General features: G+C 45.3%; 18 protein-coding genes and 1 pseudogene. 15 read left to right on the top strand and 4 right to left on the bottom strand.

The genetic code is table 11. From position 1 onward, the window contains the following. Nucleotides 1-174 precede the first annotated feature (174 nt). Nucleotides 175-2,142, bottom strand: a complete 1,968-nt coding sequence (locus tag AC6RGY_RS07255; RefSeq protein WP_499861188.1) for an NTTRR-F1 domain — start codon at nucleotides 2,140-2,142, stop codon at nucleotides 175-177. 463 nt (nucleotides 2,143-2,605) lie between these two features. Here AC6RGY_RS07255 and AC6RGY_RS07250 point away from each other — a divergent pair, with 463 nt between their 5' ends. From AC6RGY_RS07250 to AC6RGY_RS07240, 3 genes and pseudogenes are all read left to right on the top strand, one after another. Then, on the top strand, nucleotides 2,606-3,376 hold the full coding sequence (locus AC6RGY_RS07250; RefSeq protein ID WP_499861186.1) for a TSUP family transporter: 771 nt from the start codon (nucleotides 2,606-2,608) through the stop codon (nucleotides 3,374-3,376). Nucleotides 3,377-3,402: 26 nt separating this feature from the next. Continuing rightward, nucleotides 3,403-4,041 carry a uridine kinase family protein gene (locus AC6RGY_RS07245; RefSeq protein WP_499861184.1) on the top strand — a complete coding sequence of 213 codons (639 nt, stop codon included), beginning with the start codon at nucleotides 3,403-3,405 and terminating at the stop codon, nucleotides 4,039-4,041. An 18-nt stretch (nucleotides 4,042-4,059) separates the two neighbouring features. Further along, nucleotides 4,060-4,209: pseudogene (locus tag AC6RGY_RS07240) on the top strand (chloramphenicol acetyltransferase); the annotation flags it as partial. 102 nt (nucleotides 4,210-4,311) lie between these two features. Here the strand turns inward: AC6RGY_RS07240 and AC6RGY_RS07235 are convergent. Further along, a complete protein-coding gene (locus AC6RGY_RS07235) occupies nucleotides 4,312-4,527 on the bottom strand; it encodes a helix-turn-helix transcriptional regulator (RefSeq protein WP_499861182.1) in 216 nt (71 codons plus the stop codon). Continuing rightward, nucleotides 4,524-5,039 carry a DUF6773 family protein gene (locus tag AC6RGY_RS07230; protein WP_499861178.1) on the bottom strand — a complete coding sequence of 172 codons (516 nt, stop codon included), beginning with the start codon at nucleotides 5,037-5,039 and terminating at the stop codon, nucleotides 4,524-4,526. Before AC6RGY_RS07230 ends, AC6RGY_RS07235 begins: the two co-directional genes overlap by 4 nt. A gap of 170 nt (nucleotides 5,040-5,209) precedes the next feature. On the opposite strand from AC6RGY_RS07230, the gene AC6RGY_RS07225 reads away from it, so the two are divergent. Both AC6RGY_RS07225 and AC6RGY_RS07220 read left to right on the top strand, forming a co-directional pair. Continuing rightward, on the top strand, nucleotides 5,210-5,845 hold the full coding sequence (locus tag AC6RGY_RS07225) for an AAA family ATPase (protein ID WP_499861174.1): 636 nt from the start codon (nucleotides 5,210-5,212) through the stop codon (nucleotides 5,843-5,845). 179 nt (nucleotides 5,846-6,024) lie between these two features. Beyond that, nucleotides 6,025-7,743 carry an acyl-CoA dehydrogenase family protein gene (locus tag AC6RGY_RS07220; protein ID WP_499861169.1) on the top strand — a complete coding sequence of 573 codons (1,719 nt, stop codon included), beginning with the start codon at nucleotides 6,025-6,027 and terminating at the stop codon, nucleotides 7,741-7,743. A 229-nt stretch (nucleotides 7,744-7,972) separates the two neighbouring features. On the opposite strand, the gene AC6RGY_RS07215 is transcribed toward AC6RGY_RS07220, so the two are convergent. Then, a complete protein-coding gene (locus AC6RGY_RS07215) occupies nucleotides 7,973-9,004 on the bottom strand; it encodes a ketopantoate reductase family protein (RefSeq protein ID WP_499861167.1) in 1,032 nt (343 codons plus the stop codon). 315 nt (nucleotides 9,005-9,319) lie between these two features. Between AC6RGY_RS07215 and AC6RGY_RS07210 the strand changes: the two genes are divergently transcribed. The 10 genes from AC6RGY_RS07210 to AC6RGY_RS07165 all read left to right on the top strand — a co-directional run bounded on the left by AC6RGY_RS07210 (nucleotide 9,320) and on the right by AC6RGY_RS07165 (nucleotide 18,163). Next, nucleotides 9,320-10,045 (top strand): prepilin peptidase, encoded by a 726-nt coding sequence (locus tag AC6RGY_RS07210; RefSeq protein WP_499861164.1) that lies wholly within the window; start codon nucleotides 9,320-9,322, stop codon nucleotides 10,043-10,045. 36 nt (nucleotides 10,046-10,081) lie between these two features. Further along, nucleotides 10,082-11,086 (top strand): type IV pilus biogenesis protein PilM, encoded by a 1,005-nt coding sequence (gene pilM / locus AC6RGY_RS07205; RefSeq protein ID WP_499861162.1) that lies wholly within the window; start codon nucleotides 10,082-10,084, stop codon nucleotides 11,084-11,086. After that, nucleotides 11,083-11,673, top strand: a complete 591-nt coding sequence (locus AC6RGY_RS07200; RefSeq protein WP_499861158.1) for a hypothetical protein — start codon at nucleotides 11,083-11,085, stop codon at nucleotides 11,671-11,673. The genes pilM and AC6RGY_RS07200 overlap by 4 nt, the downstream gene beginning before the upstream one ends. Beyond that, a complete protein-coding gene (locus AC6RGY_RS07195) occupies nucleotides 11,670-12,536 on the top strand; it encodes a hypothetical protein (protein ID WP_499861153.1) in 867 nt (288 codons plus the stop codon). Before AC6RGY_RS07200 ends, AC6RGY_RS07195 begins: the two co-directional genes overlap by 4 nt. Before the next feature lie 95 nt (nucleotides 12,537-12,631). Next, a complete protein-coding gene (locus AC6RGY_RS07190; protein WP_499861149.1) occupies nucleotides 12,632-13,684 on the top strand; it encodes a hypothetical protein in 1,053 nt (350 codons plus the stop codon). Between the two features lie 220 nt (nucleotides 13,685-13,904). Next, entirely contained in the window at nucleotides 13,905-14,600 is a 696-nt protein-coding gene (gene radC / locus AC6RGY_RS07185; RefSeq protein ID WP_499861145.1) for a RadC family protein, read from the top strand. Between the two features lie 86 nt (nucleotides 14,601-14,686). Further along, nucleotides 14,687-15,361 carry a septum site-determining protein MinC gene (minC, locus tag AC6RGY_RS07180; RefSeq protein WP_499861143.1) on the top strand — a complete coding sequence of 225 codons (675 nt, stop codon included), beginning with the start codon at nucleotides 14,687-14,689 and terminating at the stop codon, nucleotides 15,359-15,361. 32 nt (nucleotides 15,362-15,393) lie between these two features. Then, nucleotides 15,394-16,188 carry a septum site-determining protein MinD gene (minD, locus tag AC6RGY_RS07175; RefSeq protein WP_499861141.1) on the top strand — a complete coding sequence of 265 codons (795 nt, stop codon included), beginning with the start codon at nucleotides 15,394-15,396 and terminating at the stop codon, nucleotides 16,186-16,188. Between the two features lie 300 nt (nucleotides 16,189-16,488). Beyond that, nucleotides 16,489-17,301, top strand: a complete 813-nt coding sequence (locus AC6RGY_RS07170) for a peptidoglycan DD-metalloendopeptidase family protein (RefSeq protein WP_499861139.1) — start codon at nucleotides 16,489-16,491, stop codon at nucleotides 17,299-17,301. Further along, nucleotides 17,294-18,163: a M50 family metallopeptidase gene (locus tag AC6RGY_RS07165; protein ID WP_499861137.1), complete on the top strand. Its 870-nt coding sequence runs from the start codon at nucleotides 17,294-17,296 to the stop codon at nucleotides 18,161-18,163. Before AC6RGY_RS07170 ends, AC6RGY_RS07165 begins: the two co-directional genes overlap by 8 nt. Nucleotides 18,164-18,171 lie beyond the last annotated feature (8 nt).

Raw genomic sequence — 18,171 nt, 5'->3', positions numbered from 1 at the left:
CCTGGATAAATTAAAATATGCTCTTTTGTCCTCATCGGTATGGGTATTAGCGGAAGTGTATATAACTACGATGAAATTCTTTCTTTTCTTAAACAAGGTTATAAAAGAAAAAATAGACTGTCGAGAAAGTCTCGACAGTCTAACCGTCCAATATTGTAACCGTAGAAGGTGGAGCTAAGGGGTGACGGCAATCCCTTGACCGCCGTTCCCGCCCGACATTGGAGTAGCTATGATTGTATTATCGGAGGTTCGCAGTACGTCGATTTGATCAGGATCTTGATTGGAGACGTAAACCCTTGTACCATCGGTATTAATGGCTAGTTGTTGTGGGCTTGCACCTTGGAGATCCACTTGCTGGACGAGAGAGAGATTGGGTCCATTAATGACATTAAGAGTAGGAAAAGCTAAGAAGACTTGATTGTTGATGGTGTAAACAAGGTTGGATGTAGGTGATACAACAATATCAAGTGTAAAGTTTGCTCGTGGAATTTCTACACTTCCGAGGATACTATTATCTAAAGTTCGAATAACCACGACGAATTGGGTATTACCTACAACATAAAGAAATGCTCCATCGTTTGATATCGCTAAGTTTTGTGGAGAAATGGTCCCCACTCCAAAGCTGTCAAATATTGTTTGGTCGGAGAGTCTGATAACAGTTAACGTATTACCTCCAACCGATTGTACATAGGCGAATGAACTATCTGGGGAGCTTACGATGGAAAGCGGACTAGTGGCTACATTTAGTGTGGTGCTTACTGAATTGGTCAATGTATTAATAATCGAAACGGTATTGTCATTGGTGTTCGCTACCAATACAAATTGGCCATCAGCTGTGATATGAATGTTTTTAAATGTGTTAAAAGGATTCCCTCTGCCGATAGGTATTTCTTTGATGACTGAATTATCAACTGTACGAATGACAGATACGACCATGGCATCGATACAGTAGACGTATACAAATTGGCTATCTGGTGTGATCACAAGATTTTGGGGTCCTCCTCTTACAGATACGTTTGTAATAAATGAGTTATCCACTACACGGATAACAGTTACAGAAGCACTGTTGAAATTAGTTATATAGGCAAATTGAGCATCTGGAGTGATCTTTACGCGAAAAGGATTTCTTTGCGCGGGGATTGTTGTAATAAGTGTATTTGTTTGTCCGTTAAATGCGGATACGTTTGCAGACTCGGAATTTGTAAGATAGATGGTTTCAGGCTCAGCTATACACTCTGCAATAGTGAATTGAGTAACGGACAGCGGCAAATTATCTACCTCTGAACTAGCCATAACGGTAATAACTGTTTGAAGTGTAGAGGGCTCTGCCGAGATAGTTGCAGTATAATTCCCAGATTGATCGGTAGTTACGGGATTAGGTGTAAAACTAATGATTCGCGGCTCTGAGCTGTTAAAACGGACAACAGCTGGATTCACTCCGTCAGTCGTTACCGTCCCACTAATGGTTGCTTGACAGTTAAATTCCATTGGTAAGTTGAGAGTGATGGTTGGTGTGGAACTGGATGTGGTTTCTAAAGGTCCGGTTGGATTTAAAGGACCTTCTGCTGCCTGAATCGGTACTTCTGTAATTTTAGATGGATCGGAGTGCCTGCTTTGGACGGCGAAAGGCAACCCTGGTTTAGTCCCCGCATTGTACTTTTCCTCAGAAAAGGGAGAACAGGAGATTTCGTCAATCAAGACGCTTACTTGATTTTCAGGACATTTAGTAATGGTTATGCGGCCTTGTACGGCTTCCTTCGGAGCAGTGGTACTCTTATGCTGGATGAGAGTAAATGATGGAGCCCCTCCACGTGATCGAAACTCTTCCGTGATGTCTTTGTCGATTCCTATAGCAACCGTTTCACCCTTGTCATTTAGAAAGTCTAATTTAATACGAATGACGGGTTGTAAGCGGGTGATCCTATTCACTAATCTTATATGGATGAGGTAGCTCTCCTCTGATTGAATCGGCATTTCTTGGGAAAGTAACGAGCTCCTGTTTTCTCCAAAAAGGTAAGCACAGTACGTCGTCACTTTCCCTTTACTGTGGACAGGCAGAACAGAGGCATTTTGTTTGTGCCAATGATCCAGTTTTCCACTTTGAAAATCTCCATTTTGAAGTATATTAAATGTATTTAGCATATAAGTATCCCTCCCTCTCCCTATATATTCAAAAAATTAACTATTATTACGCAGGTTCTCATTAATGAAGTAGAAAAGAATAAGTAATGAGGCTATGAGTAGTGGTGAAGATACATTTGAACGGAAAGGGGGAGTTGAGGGAATGATTGTTGAGTGGTCTTGGGAAAGAAAAATGCCTTCCTCTTTCTCGCTTTCTCCTTCATAGGAAAATTAAAAAGACCGGACATGGGTACATTATACCCCTCTGTCCGGTCTCTCCGTTGGATGATTTGGTCTCGGTATCTCTATCAGGCTCTGTTCTCGATCAATGGTTTCCATTCTACTATGGATAGAAACCATATTCTAGTGGTATAGTGAAGTGGATTGTGTGAAAAGGAAATTTTACAATCGGACCTTATATAGCGTGTGATCGGTCAGAAGAGCGAAGGATGCTGTCACGATCGTAGTAGAGTGGGGGAAATGGATGGATAGCCTAAGTATTGAAATGCTTTTATTTCTAATCGCAGCTGGTTTTATAGCAGCCTTTGTGGATAGCGTGGTTGGGGGTGGAGGATTGGTATCTATTCCCGCTTTATTATTTACCGGTCTCTCGCCATCTATGGCATTGGGGACCAATAAATTGGCTAGTACGATGGGAGCCTTGACCAGTACGCTCTCCTTTCTCAAATCAGGGAAAATCAATAAGAGGCTCGTACTCCTATTATTCCCCTTGTCGGTAGGTGGGTCTGCCATTGGCGTGTATGTCGTACAATTAATAGCACCGGAAGTATTAAAGCCACTCATCATGGTGCTACTGATTGCTGTAACCATTTATACCGTGACAAAGAAGAGCTGGGGAGAAGTGTCTACCTTTACTGCGATGACAGCCAAATTAGGAATGTTCATTGCGCTAGCGGCATTTTTCATCGGCTTTTACGATGGATTTCTCGGAGCGGGAACGGGTTCTTTTCTCATTTTCGCTTTTTTGTTGCTCGGCTTTGATTTTGTTGAGTCAGCTGGTAATGCCAAGGTACTCAATTTTGGTAGCAACATAGCAGCCCTGGTCGCTTTTATCTACTTTGACTCTGTTCATTTTTCCTATGGCCTTCCGATGGGACTAGCCATGGTGGCGGGTGCGATGGTAGGGTCCAAGTTAGCGATTCGGAAAGGAACCGCTTATGTGAAAGTTCTTTTTGTTGCCGTAACCGTTGTGTTGGTAGGAAAAGGGGTGTGGGATTATATTGGAGGGCTCTAACTTAACTGAAAGAGGAGAGAACGTTGATGGTGATAACGGTGCAAACATTGATCGATCAGATACTCAATCATGCTAATCATAAACAGAAAACCCTCATGGTTGGTATTGATGGCTGTGGCGGTGCAGGAAAGAGCTCGTTAGCAAGGAAGATGAAGGAAGTGTTACCTGATAAGGTGACTGTTGTTCATAAGGATGATTTCTATCTCCCTTCTACAGAACGAAGAAATATGGAGAGTAGCCAACCAGGTGCTAATTTTGACTGGAATCGTGTGATTAATCAAGTATTGAAGCCGCTAAGTCAAGAGAAAGAAACCCATTATCAGCGTTACGATTGGGAGCAGGATCAATTGGTAGATTGGATTCATATTCCAATAGGTGGAATAGTGGTGGTAGAGGGAGTCTATAGTACACGACAGTCGCTTGCTCACTATTATGATTACCGTATTTGGATTGATACTCCATATAATCTCCGTCTGGAGCGAGGTCTTGCACGGGATGGTGAAGAGGCGCGCCATTTGTGGGAGAAAGAGTGGATGCCGGAAGAAGAAGCCTATATACGCGCCGAAATGCCATATAAACAGGCACATGTCATCCTTGATGGTACTGGAAAAGAGGCAAATAAGGAAGTGGGAGAGTGGCAGATGCTAGAGGTGACTGATCGCTAGAACGAGGAGGAAAATATCATGCCCATTATTTGCTTGGAAGGGGCGAGTGCAGTCGGGAAAACAACCGTTAGCCGCGTGATAGCAGAGGAGCAGGGTGCTTTTGTGATCCCGGAAGTCAACCTGCTCTTTGAACGACCGAAGCTGGAATGGGAAACGTGGTATCTTGATGTCATTCACTTTGATAACCTCATGAGCACGTCAGTTCGTTGACATGCTCATGAGGTTTTTAATGTGAGACGGAGTGAAGAACTTTGATTTAACGCTTAAGTTTTACTCCTCCTTGTCTTCTTGGTTCTCCTCCCAAAACAAATCATCCAATGTTTTAGAGAGCGCTTTGCTGATAGCAATGCATAATTTTAGACTGGGATTGTATTTCCCTAGCTCAATTAAGCCAATGGTTTGTCTTGACACCCCAACAATGTGTGCCAATTCTGCTTGAGATAAGTCTTTCTCTACCCTTGCTAACTTTAGTTTCAAATTTTTCATTGGACACTGTCATCGTCCTGATCAATCATGGTAACCTTGCTTACACGCTCACTCTTCTTTTGTGCGAAAGCGTGTAGAAGGAATGTTAAAGCAATGGATATTGGAATAAATATGAGCGAGCAAAAGAAAAACACTTTAGTGAAATACCATATTTCTTGCCCATTTGCTTCAGGGTGTAGCACGGTGTTACGGATACCGAACAACAATCCAATAGCAATCCCTCCGGTAATTCCTCCGAAAATATTCTTGGTGGCCATCTTCCTTGTGTTTGATCGATCATGCATCTCAATTTCCTCAGAGTACAAGCCTAGTCTGCTGGAGCGCATAATTAGGTAGAGAGAGGATAGAGCAATAATGAGGAACTCCGTGATAGTATTTTGACCAAGAATGAGTTTAATTACTAGAAAGACAGTGACGAGTAGCATGATGAGATAGTACGTTTCTTTAAAAAGTTGGTTTTTAAGATTTACGATTCGTTCGTCCAGGGTCGCTTCTTTTTTGTTAAAGAACACTCTTATCTCTCCTTCTATCAGAAAAAGCATACTATCCATGATTGTCCAATTTCTAAATAAATATAACATATAGAAGTCATTTAGACAAATATATATTGCATTTCTCCTTTTCCTTAACAAACATTACCGATATTTGATATCATGACTGCTAGGACGAGGAGGAAATCGCCATGCCCATTATTTGCTTGGAAGGAGCGAGTGCAGTAGGGAAAACGACCGTTAGTCGCGTGATAGCAGAGGAGCAGGGTGCTTTTGTTATCCCGGAAGTCAACCTGCTCTTTGAACGACCGAAGCTGGAATCGGAAACGTGGTATCTTGATTGTCAAATAGAGCGTTGGCGAATTGCGCAAGCGAAAAAGGAAGTTTACGATCTTGTTATTTTGGATGGTGACCCCTTGCAACCATTATGGTATAGCTGGATCTACCCTCATTCGTATTCTTTTGACTCCATTGAAGCGTATTATCGTCGGAATTGTAAAGAAGATCGAATGGGATTTCCAGATTCCTATTTTGTCTTGTTGAGTGATGAGACGGAGCTGAGAAGGCGGAAAGAACAAGATGATACACGCTTACGCCGTAACTTCGAAGAGCATTTGCACATGAATAAGCCACATCGAAGGTACTTTGAGAGGGTGAGCTTACTTAAATCTGAACTTGTTCACTTTATAGAATCTTCTTGTGTTCATGAAGTGGCAGAATCGATCACGCGGGAGGTGACCAAATCTTCCCTCCCTGATTCACAGGATAATCCGTTTCTGTGGTTGGAAGAGATGGTGAATTGGATGAAGAAGGATACGAGCCAATAATCATTTACTTCTGAGCAAGATGGAGGAGAAGGTTCTTTTATAGCGAAAGAATGGTTAGTACCCTTGTTGGCAAGCGATCCACGACCTGAGAATTCCAACTTTTTATATTTGTTGCGTTTCAACAGCCAGGAATTTCAATGTCAGAGAGAATTTTTAATGGAAAAGGAGAATAGGCATCCATGATCGATTACAGTCAATACAACAGTGGAACCGAGGCCAATTGGTATGAGATCGACCCTACCATGAAGCACTATTTCCATCGCTACCTTCCCCATCTACGTGAGTGGGGAGAAGAGCGCTTAGCCCAATGGGGGGCTTATTGCGCGGAAACGATGGAGGAGAGGGCACGACATACGGATCGCGAAGGAGCTCCCAGACTGATTCGCTATGATCGCACAGGCGAGGAGATTAGTCATATTTGGTACAACGAAGGTTACCGTCAATCCATAGCGGATTGCTATGAATCAGGCGTGGTGGGCTGGCGCTATGACTCAAATGCTCCTGCACCCATTCCCTTTTTTTATACGCAACTTCTCTTTATGCTCATGTCAGAAGCAGAGACGGGACTAACCTGTCCGATCACCTTGACCACGTCGGTTGCTTTCGTGCTTGAGAAATTTGGTACGAAGGAGCAACAAGAGAAGTATCTCCCGCTTCTTGCCAGTATGGATCGAACGACTTTACAAGAGGGAGCTACCTTTCTCACGGAAATTCAGGGAGGATCGGACGTGGGTGCGATTGAGACCAAAGCGGTACGAAAGGGGGACCACTATTACCTTACCGGGGAGAAGTGGTTTGCTAGTAACTGTGACGCAGGGGTATCCATCATCTTGGCACGTACGGGTGAGGAAGCAGGGACCAAAGGATTAAGTTTGTTCCTGATGCCACGAAAGCTGCCCACTGGTGAGAAGAATCGCATCACGATTCGGCGTCTAAAAGATAAATTAGGAGTACGTGCGGTTGCTAGTGGAGAACTGATTCTTGATGAGGCTGAGGGGTATCTGATTGGGAAAGAGAATGAAGGGTTTAAAATCATGGCGGAAGCTTTAAACATCTCGCGTATGTGTACGGCTTCCGGTTCGCTCGCCATTTCGCGCCGTGCTTTTTTAGAAGCGGCCGTCTATACGTCGCAGCGCAATGCCTTTGGGAAAACACTGGACCGTTTTCCGATGGTACAAAAGAGTCTCATTGACATCATGACTGATATCGAGGCGAGTTGGGCGCTACATGCGGAGATGCTCCAAACGATGGATCATGTGCATACCAACCAACAGGGAGAAGAAGATAGCAGCTGGTTACGGATGCTATTGGTCATGAGTAAGTATCGGAACAGTGAGAATGGAGTGAAACACGCACGAAGTGCTTTAGAGCTGCATGGTGGCAATGGTTATATAGAAGATTATGCAACCCCACGACTTTTACGAGATGCCCAAGTACATACCGTATGGGAAGGGACGTCCAATATCATGGGGCTGGAGTGGATGAAAATCCTAGCTCGTGATACCAGTGGTAAGCAAGCGCGTGAGTCGAGTCTGGTTCAGCGTTTGGAAGAGAAGATCGAACAACTTGATCAACCAGAAGTAAGAGAAATGGTTGGATTATTAAGAGAGGAAGTAAGGGGAGTGATCGAAGATGGGGAGTATCTCTTTGCCTCAGATTCCTACGTGCAACAGGCTCATGCCCGTACCTTTTTACATCGGTGTACCGAGCTTTCATGTGCGGTCTTCTTATTGGAAGAAGCGCAATATGCTTTAAAAGAAAAAAGATCAACGCGCTTGCTTACCGTAGCAAAAGGTTTTGTGTATCGTCTACTCTCGACATCAAACGAGGGACTGCGCCATCAACCCATTCCGAGTGAGGAAGAGTATCGGGCTGTGGTTTGTTATGAGGGGATGTAGAGATCTCCCGGATATCGATATCTTGGAAATGAATGGATAGAAGGAATCCCCAGTCACCTATAGGATGATTGGGGATTTCGTAATGAGTGAAAGGATGAAAGCGATTGCAAAAAAGCAGTGTTAAAAAATAGGGATTAGCGCTTTGCTGAGATTGGTTTATATAGGGATCATCATGGATCGTAAGCGAGGGTTGATGATCGTCCTCGATATATAGTAACTCAAGGAATTCTCAGGCCTCACTTATTTGTTGGGCAATTTTATTCCATACCTCTCTTTCCGTAAGAGGCTCGAATGAAGGTTTGGAAAATTCCTCTTTACATAATGCATAGATAGCACGATTGTACGGAGCACTTATCCCTGCTTGATCGGCTAATTGGACGATGTAACCATTGATCGTATCCAGTTCGGTGTCTGTACTGCGTCTCTGTAGGAGATCTTGCCCCATACTGCTAAGCACCATTTTGGACAGATTTTTACGAAAGATGCTATCCGTTAGGAAATGAGGCAGAAGAGTGGTCATTTTCATGGTGCGCCAAGAGGGCATGCCACCTAAGCGACATTCTTGGTATCCGTTGGCTTGCACAATCTCTACTCCTTCGACGAGTAGATTCGTAAGAATTTTTTTGAACAAGCGGAAGTCGGTGATTTCCCGGTACTTATGACCAACCAAGGTAGTAAAGGAATTGGTTAAATTAATAATAATTTTTGAGTGAACCGCATCTTGGAGGTGTGAAGTGATGATGGTTTCCACCCCTGCTTGAAAGTAAGAAGCGACCTCAGACAGCTCGGTTTGCATATCGTTATCTGGAGTACCCAGGATAAAGGGACCTTTCTTTTGATAGCCGATGACTGCGGGTTCGTCTAACCAAGCATTATAGCCGATAACCCCATAGAGCACACGCTTGAAGTACTTGGGCACAATGGATTGGTTTTCGATGCCATTTTGCAGTGCCACGATGATGGGTTCGCCGGATATCTTCTCTTGTATCGAGGACATGACGGCATCCAAGCTGTAATTCTTGACGGCGACGATGAGGATATCGATGGAATCGAGCTGATCCAGTTCGTCGATGGTTTTTACTTGAACCGTTTGCTTCCGCTCTTCTTCTCCCCCAAGATAAGTGGTAATACCATTTTGTTTAATGGTGGTTGCGACTTCGCCTCGATCGAGTACGTACGTGGAAGGGTGGTGTGGACCAATCCAAGCGGCCAGGGTTCCTCCGATGGCTCCAGCTCCTAGTATGACGATGTTTTTCTCCATGATTGTTTGTTCTCGCTCCTTCTTTGGTGGGATAAATCCTGACTTCTTTGATTATATCGTAATCAAGCGAATCCATCACCCGCGAAGAGGGTTTTAAAAAAATAAAGAGGGTAAAAAGGGACTGCAACTTCCTCTCATATTGGAGCGTCTAACTAGATAAAGAAGTTTAGACTTATGACAAGACAAAGATACGAACAGGGGACTCTATTGGTCTATCTTTTGTATGAACGAAAAATTTCCAGTTTGCTATTTTCCTTTGAACCTTTATCTAGTAAAGTAGAGGAATAAGGGAATCTTCTGGAAAGGAGTACAGTGATGCCAGTTGGATCCCTGATGGTATCTTTACTTACAGGAGCTGTGGCAGGACTTCTCATTCCAAGGTTGACCTTGCTTGTGTTACAATCACCAAAGTGGGGCGAAGTGTGCCCTTTTTGCCGAGCTTCACTTACCCCCATTGGGATATTTGCAAGGCTTTTCCCTTGTGTTATCTGTTCGCCCAAGCAGTACTTTCGGATGGGACGGATTCTTGCTGTTACCATGGGTGGTTTTTTACTCATCTATGGGGAAGTAGGATTGACGTCGGAATGGATGGTTGCTGGTTTGTTAACCATCTATCTGATTGTTTGCGGGACAGCAGATACCTGGACAGGTCTCATTCCTAACCGCTTAACGGGCAGCGCCTTCATTCTATTAGGAGGGGCCCGCTTGTGGGTAATCGACTCAAGCTGGCTTCCTTATATAGGAGGAGCGTGTGTTGGATTCAGTATGATCGCTCTTATTATTCTATTGAGCCGAGGCGGAATGGGATGGGGTGATGCCAAAATGATGGCAGCATCTGGGGTGGTTCTTGGTTGGCCATCCATTGTCCTTGCTTTTTTCTTAGCAATCCTTAGTGGAGGGCTGTGGAGTGGATTCTTATTAATGAGTCAATGCAAAGCAATTCGATCTGCGATTCCATTTGGCCCTCATCTTAGCTTGGGTTGTTTTGTCTCCTATTTGTGGGGAGAAGCTCTTATGCAGGCATATCTTTCCCTCTTGTAGGGAGCGATGCCAATTCATATTAGAAGGAGTACGAGCATGGGGTGGTTCTCGCGCAACATGCTAGCAATGGAGATTACCGATTCGTTTATCAAACTAGCAGAAGTAAAAGTGAAGAGAAAGCGCCATAAGTCACGGTTACGTGAATATATGGTACATCCCTCTCCGCAAGGTTGGATAGAGGGAGGGACGGTCGTCGAGCGGGACGCATTTATCCAAATGGTGCGCGAAGTGATGAAGACGAAAAAGTTTAAAACGCGTAAGGTGGTATTGGCTCTGCATAGCACCGATGTACATATGGTGAAAAAGAGCATTCCTGAGATGAGGAACCGCCGCCTACGCAAATGGTTTTCCAAAGAAATCTTGCCTGAGCTGGATCTTCCGTTTGACGATGCTGTTTATGATTTTCATCGCATGGGTCATGTTTGGGAAGATGGGGGAGAACAAGAGGCGATGTTTGCGCTCGCTTCACGTGAGAAAATCAATGACTGGATGGAGCTTTTGGGCTGGCTCGGTTTGGAGCCGGTTGGTATTCATCTGGCCCCTCTTGCCCTGTACCGCTGGTTGGATTTTCAAGAAGAACCTGCTTCGAAACTAGCAACGATCCAGATAGTGAAGTCAGGGGTAGAGATTGCTTTCTATTTTCAAGGAAATCTAATGGAGTGGGTTTCTATCCCGCTTTCGATGGAGCGGCATTGCACAAATGGTGACCGTCCGCAAATGGATCCGCTCAAACCGATTCTAGTGGAAGCTGGGGAAGTTGCTGCCTATGGCGAGGAACTTCTGCCATTGGTGGCACAAACCCTGGCTACATTTGAAGAAAAGCATGGATTCATAGCAGAGGAATGGGCATTTAGTGGAGATCACATCAACTTTCATCGGTTGAAAGAGTGGCTTGAAAGACAGGTGGACAAAAAAATCACGATCAGTTCGTCACCAGAAGTGTGGATGACGAAGAAGTTACACAAGAGACATTCTTCGTGGTTGGGTCCTGCTTTGTCGGTTCCGCTAGGAATGGCGCTGGAAAGGAGGAAGAGAGTTTGAAAATAAACCTCTTGCCTTCTATTCCACTGGCTCGCCGTTATTATCGACTATGGGTTTTTCTGATCCTATTGTTTTTTAGTAGTCTGTTCGCTCTAGGGGGATGGATCTACTATGAACAAAGAGTCGCGCTGCTGTTAGTGAAGCAACAGGTGAGTGCGATCGATCGATCGTATACAGAGCTTCGCGCCAAGGTGAACACGGAAGAAGGGATCACCAGTAACCCCAGCTATCGCTATGCGGAACGAGTCGCTCAATTGGCGGATTCGAGGTTGAAGTGGAGTCAGGGAATGGATTTGGTGAAATCTTCTCTTCCTTCTGGAGCAGAACTTTTTCAAGTAACAGTGACAGATCGTGAGATGAGAGGATGGGTTGCTCTTCATTCCTATCAAGATGCAGCAGCTTTTACGGATGAAATGAATCAGCAGTCTTCAGTTTCTTCCTTCTCACTGGATTCCGTAGAAGTATCAGCTGTGTACCAACTGCTAAACATTGATCCGAATGAGGCAAAAGTGGTGCGCTTTCATTTTCAGTTTCATCCTGACGCGGAAGAAGCAGAGGGATTGACGGAGGAGGGAAGTACACCATGATGGCTCGTATTCGCAATCGGCACCCACTATGGTGGAAATCGGCTGGATTTTTGATGTCGTTTCTTTTCATCGGAACCCTCGTCGTTTTGGGGAGCTTGTTGCTGATTCTCTATCAACAGAAAGGCACGCTTGACCGAGCGGAGAGTCAGTACAGTGAGATGGGTCGCTTTATTATTGAACATGATCAATTGGCTGGAGAAGATTATGAGCTTCCGGATTTGCCAGAAGAGGAGGACCTGATTCAGGCGCAAGAACAAGTGCCTCTTGAAAAGGAATTGCCTTATCTGCTGGTGGAACTGGAACAACAGGCGAAGGCTTCTGGCGGGACATTGACAGGAGTCCGCTTTGCTGATGATCCCTCTGGGTTGGAAAAAATGATATTGGAGTCACAAGCAGAAGGGGAGAAGGAAAAAGAAGAGGAAGCGACACCCTTTTTCGTCACCTTTCCTACAGGTATGAAAGCCTTATGGGCAGATGTATTTGTAAAGGCGGATCAAGAGGAACTAGAGGATCTCTTAGACGGACTACATGGTTCAATGGAACGGTTGGTCTCCGTTCAGGGATGGGAATACCTCCTGGAAAGTAAGGAAGAGCAAGGGCATGGAAATGTTCGCATTCGTCTCGCTTACTTTGTCTATGAAGATGATCAGTTGCCGGCATTGCCAGCAGTAGATTTGCCTGAAATCTCTTCTGACGGTGGGACCGCTATTACAGTGGAAAGAAAGGAAGAAGAGATAGAAGGGGACGAAACACAAAAGGAAGAAAAAAAGAAGAAAGAGGATGACGAGGCCTCGCCATTGGAGAACCGTTCTGAGAGGGAAGAGATAACCGATGACCTTGAGGAAACGGAATCCTCCAACTAACGAAGCTGTGCAGATCACTGCACAGCTTTTTTGGTTCTATCCACTCTATCAAATCATATAGATGAATTAAAAGATGATAGAAGGAGAGAATCAATGTGCCTCAGCCAAAGATCACGGTAGGTTCAAAAGGAAAGCGCGTCAAAACCTTTGAGAAAGATGATGTTAGAGAGAGAGAGGAAGCAGAAAAAAAGAATCTCCCTTCCTCCCAGGTGAAATCCGAGATAAAAATATCCGAGATGAAAGATGAACTTCCATTTCCACGTGTTTATCCGAAAAAAGAAGGGTCATTTTCTGAGGAAGTAGATTGGGGAGCTCCGCGAGGAAGTTATGCTTATCCTAAGAAAAGAACCTCTTTCCAACAGCCTTTGTTCACCTTACTCCTCGCCATTGGCAGTGCCATTTTGTTGGGAGTACTCTTAGGCTACTCTGTTCTTACTATTTTTTTCTCTGATACGACCCTTCCCTCCTCGCAAAGTATTGACGCTCATCTGAAAGAACCCCCAAAAGAGAACAAAGGAGGGGAGGAGAAAGGGGCTACCTCCTTACCCACCATGAAGATGACACTACTTCAAGCGGGGTCCTACAATGAAGTAGAGGGTGCAAGGGACAAAATCGAGGGGTTGCGGAGCCGAGGATGGGCAGCTGTCATGACAGAGGAAGCACCTTATCGGATTTACTTAGGGATCTCTAGCAATCGAGATCACGCCTTGCAACTATCTTCTTTTTATCAAGAGGAAGAGACGGATGTTTACTTAAAAGATTTGCAAGTGACGGGAGGCTCTCTACCAGAAGAAGCAACAGAACAAATGACTTCTTATATGGAAACGGCGGCCTCTCTTATGGGTTCATTAGAAGAAACGACCATTACAGGGCTGAGTGGCAAGACAGACGAAGCTGCTTCGGGGATGGATGAAGCGACTCTTCAAAAAAACTATCAACAATTGTTAAAGCAACAAGAAACAGCTACAGGCGTACTCAAAGAAGAGCAAAACGCACAATTAACAGAAATGACACAAGCATTGGATCAAGCGGTACAGTCGGCAGTTGTATTTAAGAAAACACCGAGCGAAGCGATTTTGTGGCAGGTTCAAGAAGGTTTGTTGCGGTACGCCCTGGCCTATGAGCAATTTGTTCAGTTAGCAAAATAAACCTACATTTGCTTGTTTGCATCTACTCTGTTTTGCTAGAATGGAGATAGAAGTTTCTGTTTCATGGGTAGCAGGTGATTTCAAGGTGCATAGTAACCTTTCACTTCCTGCTTTTGTTATGCGAACTTTCTGTAAAAAATCGGCTATAAGGTCGCTTTCCTCTGTGTGCTTCTCGACTTCGTAGAAGTTGATCTTTATGGTCCTCTGAGGAGGAAAAGGAATGCCCCATAGGGATGAGCCGATCATGGTGCGCGATTTGCCAGAAGAGGAACGTCCTCGAGAGCGTATTCTGGCATTGGGTGCGAGCCAAGTGGCTCCTGCCGATCTTATTTCCATTCTCTTGCGAACAGGTACGGGCAGGGAGTCCGTGATGACATTGGCGGATCGCGTCCTTGCACAAGCGGAGGGGATTCGTGGCTTAGCAGATATGACATTGGACGAGCTGATGCAGATTCGTGGAATTGGTCCAGCCAAAGCGATGCAACTTCTAGCAGGAATTGAATTAGGGCGAAGAATTTCTCGTGTTCATCCGGAAGAGCGGGTGAAAATTCGAAGCCCACGCGATGCTGCTGAGTATGTAATGGAAGAGATGCGCTATTTAAAGCAGGAGCACTTTGTCTGTCTCCTATTGGATACGAAGCATCAAGTACTTGCTAAGAAGACGGTCTTTGTAGGCAGTCTCAATGCTTCCATCGTTCATCCACGGGAGGTTTTTCGGGAGGCGATTCGGCGCGGTGTGGCAGCGATGATCTGTCTTCACAATCATCCGAGTGGCGATCCTCAGCCGAGCCGAGAGGATGTCCAGATGACCCAACGTTTAGCACAAGCGGGGGAAATCGTGGGGATTCCATTGCTTGATCATGTGATTATTGGTGACCAAAATTACTATAGTATGCAAGAAAAAGGGATGTTGTAATCATAAGAGGGGCGCGCCCTTTTATTTTTTTGTGGAGGAAATGAGGAAATGATAGAGAATACCTTTGTGAGGCGGGGTGAACGCATATGGGACAAGTGTTAAAGCCAGCAGTGATGATCAAAGGAACGAAAGAGGGCCTTTATTTTCTGCTGGATGAATCACGACCTTTCCCTTCAATTATAGAAGAATTAAGATATAAATTAGAGAATAGCGCCAATTTATGGGATGGCCCCGACATGCATGTCATGATCAAACTAGGACGGCGGCAAATTACAAGGGAGGAAGAGGCGGAATTACGTTCGCTGTTCGCAATACGTAAAAACTTAATCATCCATTCTATCGAGTCGCAAGGTCGTCCCTATTTAGTAGAGCCCGGAGGCGGTATTCATGTGATGACAGGAACCGTGCGCTCCGGTCAATTGCTTGAACATCATGGAGATGTTCTGTTATTAGGTGATGTGAACCCTGGTGGGAGCATTCAGGCAGAAGGGAGTATCTTTATATTGGGTGCACTTCGTGGCTTGGCACATGCAGGAATGCGGGGAGATACTGCTGCTGTTATTGCTGCCTCGCAACTACATCCGACGCAACTACGCATTGCTGATGTGATCTCTAGACCCCCTGATCAATGGGGAGATACGGAATCAGGAATGCACTTTGCTCACTTGAAGGGGGAGCAAATCTCCGTAGAAAAGACCTCACATCTGGCACGGTTGCGCCCGGATTGGGAATGGAAAGAAAGCCACTTTCGACGTAAATAAATAAAGGTTTAAGGGAAAGGGGGACGGAAAGTATGGGTGAAGCCATCGTCATTACATCGGGTAAAGGTGGTGTGGGGAAGACGACTACTACCGCCAATATTGGCACAGCATTGGCTCTTATGGGTAAAAGCGTTTGTCTAGTGGATACGGATATTGGGCTACGGAACTTGGATGTATTGATGGGATTAGAAAACCGCATTATTTATGACATTGTGGATGTATTGGAGAAAAAATGCGAGACACAGCAAGCGCTCATTCGTGACAAACGGTGCGAAAACCTGTATCTTTTACCGGCAGCTCAATCAAAGGATAAGTCTGCCGTTAGCTCCAGTCAGCTCCGCTGGTTAAATGGTGAGCTGAAAGAGCAATTTGACTTTGTTTTCATTGATTGCCCGGCAGGAATCGAAAGTGGATTTCAAAATGCGGTTTCAGGAGTGGATCAAGCGATTGTGGTTGCCACTCCAGAGAATGCTTCTGTAAGGGATGCCGATCGCGTCATCGGGTTATTGGAAAAGGAGAGTGTGCAACCTCCTAAGCTGATTATTAACCGCTTTCGTGCACACATGGCGAAAGACGGTGGGATGATGAGTGTAGACGAAGTGGTTTCCGTTTTAGCGGTAGATCTTCTTGGGGTGGTTCCCGATGATGAAAACATTATCCGTGCGGGTAATCTAGGGGAACCGGTCGTATTAAGGCCAGGTGGCTTGTCCACGCGCGCCTATCAGAATATCGCTCGCCGTATCCAAGGTGAGACGGTACCTTTATTGGTACTGGAAAAGCGAAAGAAAATGGTGTCACGTGTGAAGAAGTGGCTCGGGTTTGCTTAGAGGATAAAACAATGTAAGTGGATGAAGGTTGCCTGAAGGGCACGAATAGAAAATGACGCCATGGTGAGAAAGCAGAAGATGATTAAGAGAGAACTTACTTACATGTAGGATCGATGGATACCATAAGGAATAGAGAACAATATCCCCTTAAGTAGACAGTGAGAAAGTGGAATGCGTCTACTTAAGGGGATATTTATTTGTTAGACACGCCGGCTAGAGATCCTGCTGGAAAGCCAATGGTAGAGTAGCAGAGGTCACGCTGTCATACCACTTCTCGTACAAGCATAAGGTTGTATAAAAGTGGGACAGGGTGGTGAACAAGCGATGAGTGAATTTGGTGAAGGGGTGCGAAAACGTAGAGAAGAAAAAATCCAACGTATCCAGCGAGGAGGCGCCAGTCGTTATCCGGAAGAGCGTTGGGACAGCCGGTGGGATGCTCATGGGACAAAGCACGAGATTGCCCCGTGGAATCGTTCTCCATCATCAGGAGGCTGGATGGAAAAAGAGAAGAAGATAGGAAAGAAGCGCTTTCTCATCCAGTGTATTGCTTCCTTTATGCTATTTCTGTTGACCTATCTCGTTTTTACCATGCAATCCCCTGTGACAACGCCTGCACAAGCTTTTATCGTGGATTCTCTACAACGGGAATTTCATTTTAACCAGGTGGCTGCTTGGTACCAAGAGAATTTAGCCGGTAATTCCTCTTTTATTCCAGCTTTCTCTACGAAAGAGAAAGAGAAGGAGGAAGCGAAAGCGAGTTTGGCATGGAGCGCTCCTGTCACGGGCGAAGTCGTGCGGTCCTTTAGTAAGGAGGAACCCATGATTATTATCCGGGCACAGAAAGAGAAGACCATTGGAGCGTCAGAAAGAGGATGGGTTATCTTTGCTGGGGAAAAAGAGGGGCTCGGAAAGACCGTTATTTTGCGTCACTTAGATGGAGAAGAGACGTGGTATGGGTGGTTAAATGAGGTTGTCGTGCAGGAGAAAGATTGGGTAGAGAAAGAGCAATCCATTGGGGATATAGGGGGGGAAGAGGGAGATCCACTCCTGTATTTTGGGTATCGTAAAGCGGATCAATTTCAAAACCCTGTAGGTGTGATCCCTTTTGAATAAGTGGCCATGGAGTCAAATACGCATCCGTATTCACTTTTTGTTCTGGGTTGTTATTATTTCTAGTGTGCTCACAGGACGATTCTTGGAGATCATCACGTTGTTTGTGTTGGTCTTGATTCATGAGTTGGGTCATCTGACGGCGGCATGGTCCTTTGGCTGGCGGATGGATTCTTTGGAACTCTTGCCGTTTGGTGGGGTGGCTAAAACAGATGAATGGGGCACGGTCTCCTCACAAGAGGAGATGATCGTGGCGTTAGCGGGCCCCTTTCACAATGTGATGATGGTGTTAGTCGGTTCGATCTTTTATTATGCGGGCTGGTGGTCTCCTGAATGGACGGCTTATTTTGTACAATGCAATGCTTGGTTGGCCGGATTTAATCTGTTACCGATTTACCCTTTAGATGGTGGGCGGGTACTACAAGCACTGCTTAGCTTTGTTTTCCCTTATCGGCAGGCAATTATCTATACGCTGGTCCTCAGCTTTCTCTTCTCCTTGCTTCTCTTTGGGGTGAGTTTGACCTACACGGGTGGCATTCATCTCAACTTGTTGGCAGTCTCTCTCTTTCTCTGTGTGTCCAACTGGATGGCTTATCGGCAGAAGGATTTCCAATTTATCCGATACTTGATGAACCGGCATCATCGACGAGCCGAAGAGGATGTGCCACTGGTCTGGGTGGATGTTCATTTGGACGAGCGCTTATTAACGGTGGTAAAGAGGTGGAGGAAAGAAGGATATCATTGGATGCGTGTCGTGGATGCTCCGCCTTCTGCGAACGCAATGGTTTCAGAAGAAGTGCTTCTCCGCCACTACTTTGAGGTAAAGAAGCCACAAGCGACGATGCGGGAGCTGGTGCGGGGCTGAGAGGAGGC

This window comes from Mechercharimyces mesophilus (assembly GCF_059818345.1).
This window is presented reverse-complemented; position numbering and strand designations above follow the sequence as displayed.

What these genes read in the sequence shown, in the direction of transcription:
- minD (WP_499861141.1), top strand. Translation starts at nt 15,394, where the DNA reads ATGGGTGAAGCCATCGTCATTACATCGGGTAAAGGTGGTGTGGGGAAG.
- AC6RGY_RS07220 (WP_499861169.1), top strand. Translation starts at nt 6,025, where the DNA reads ATGATCGATTACAGTCAATACAACAGTGGAACCGAGGCCAATTGGTAT.
- AC6RGY_RS07235 (WP_499861182.1), bottom strand. Translation starts at nt 4,527, where the DNA reads ATGAAAAATTTGAAACTAAAGTTAGCAAGGGTAGAGAAAGACTTATCT.
- AC6RGY_RS07215 (WP_499861167.1), bottom strand. Translation starts at nt 9,004, where the DNA reads ATGGAGAAAAACATCGTCATACTAGGAGCTGGAGCCATCGGAGGAACC.
- minC (WP_499861143.1), top strand. Translation starts at nt 14,687, where the DNA reads ATGGGACAAGTGTTAAAGCCAGCAGTGATGATCAAAGGAACGAAAGAG.
- pilM (WP_499861162.1), top strand. Translation starts at nt 10,082, where the DNA reads ATGGGGTGGTTCTCGCGCAACATGCTAGCAATGGAGATTACCGATTCG.
- AC6RGY_RS07195 (WP_499861153.1), top strand. Translation starts at nt 11,670, where the DNA reads ATGATGGCTCGTATTCGCAATCGGCACCCACTATGGTGGAAATCGGCT.
- AC6RGY_RS07245 (WP_499861184.1), top strand. Translation starts at nt 3,403, where the DNA reads ATGGTGATAACGGTGCAAACATTGATCGATCAGATACTCAATCATGCT.
- AC6RGY_RS07210 (WP_499861164.1), top strand. Translation starts at nt 9,320, where the DNA reads ATGCCAGTTGGATCCCTGATGGTATCTTTACTTACAGGAGCTGTGGCA.
- AC6RGY_RS07255 (WP_499861188.1), bottom strand. Translation starts at nt 2,142, where the DNA reads ATGCTAAATACATTTAATATACTTCAAAATGGAGATTTTCAAAGTGGA.
- radC (WP_499861145.1), top strand. Translation starts at nt 13,905, where the DNA reads ATGCCCCATAGGGATGAGCCGATCATGGTGCGCGATTTGCCAGAAGAG.
- AC6RGY_RS07225 (WP_499861174.1), top strand. Translation starts at nt 5,210, where the DNA reads ATGCCCATTATTTGCTTGGAAGGAGCGAGTGCAGTAGGGAAAACGACC.
- AC6RGY_RS07250 (WP_499861186.1), top strand. Translation starts at nt 2,606, where the DNA reads ATGGATAGCCTAAGTATTGAAATGCTTTTATTTCTAATCGCAGCTGGT.